Origin of the sequence: Cellulomonas bogoriensis 69B4 = DSM 16987, assembly GCF_000767165.1 — a bacterium.
Classification (GTDB): Bacteria; Actinomycetota; Actinomycetes; order Actinomycetales; family Cellulomonadaceae; genus Actinotalea; species Actinotalea bogoriensis.
In genome coordinates this window covers 1-1,101 of the sequence record NZ_AXCZ01000347.1, presented here as the reverse complement: position 1 = coordinate 1,101, position 1,101 = coordinate 1, and the positions used below count along the sequence as shown (strand labels likewise).

General features: G+C 61.2%; 1 protein-coding gene. It reads left to right on the top strand.

The window, feature by feature from the left end; all coding sequences use genetic code 11:
- Positions 1 to 591, top strand: a 591-nt coding sequence (locus tag N869_RS17140; protein ID WP_156968601.1) for an RHS repeat-associated core domain-containing protein, incomplete at its 5' end; no start/stop codon positions are given.
- Between the last annotated feature and the right edge of the window lie 510 nt (positions 592 to 1,101).

Here is a 1,101-nt window from a genome sequence, read left to right as displayed (position 1 = left end):
GCCACCGACACCACCGGCCTGCTCCTCATGGGTGCCAGGCTCTACAACCCCGTCACCGGACTCTTCACCAGCGTGGACCCCGTCGTCGGCGGCAACACCACCGCGTACGCTTACCCACAAGACCCCATCAACAAGACCGACCTGGATGGAAAGCGTGCGGTACGCAAGTGGATCAAACGCGGCGTCGCCGCCCTTGGAGTGGCCGCGATGATCGCGTGCGTGGTCGCAACCGCAGGGGCTTGTGCATTGATCGGCGTAGCGGCCGCGTCGGCAAGCATCGCATCGAACTTCTACGCGTATAAGCGAGAAGGGATGAGCGGAAGATCTTTCGCAATCAACACGGCCCTGGACCTCGGAGGTCCATTCGTTCGCGGGGTAAGGGCGCTTGGCAAAGTCGGTCGACACGCTCAGATTACCCGCCACTCACGACCGGTGATCAGAGGATCATCACGTGCTCGTCACGTACGCCAAACCTATAGAAATGGCCAATCCACGCTGCGGGCTTCGTACAGGTACAGGCGAGCTAACTCGGTGACCAAGACCGCATTCCACATGGCAAGCGGAGTTCGATCCGCGTGGGGATTTAGGTGATTCGAAGATGGCCTATCTGGTGCCAATTCTCGGCGCGTTGACCATCACGATGGGCGTAGCGTTACTGGTTCAGGGAACGCGAACAGCGCACGGCCTTCGCGACAATTTCTGGAGTTGGCCAGATCCCGTGATCGGCATCCTTTACGGTGGGCCAGGCGTACTGTACGCGCTTGCCGCTCTCGATGTAGTGTTCCCTTCAGGGAGCGGACCGGAGGCACCGGGCCCGTTGATACCTGTGGGAGTTTCTTGGGGTCTCGCCGTATTAGGAGTCGCTGCCGCGGCCGCTTATGCGAGGATTCTCAGTTTGGTCTACAGGGCAAGCCTTGCGCGCGCGGACCAGCGCCGATCCGGTGGCAATTTGAGATCAGGCCGACAGTCCAAGCTCAGCGGCGCATACCCTGCAGGAGATATGGTCGTGTGCATGGCGCTTGCTACGGCGAGCGTCTCGCTGGGCGCGGTCCTCATCTTGCAGATGTGATCCGACGTGGGGTGTGGGGACGTTCCGGGCGA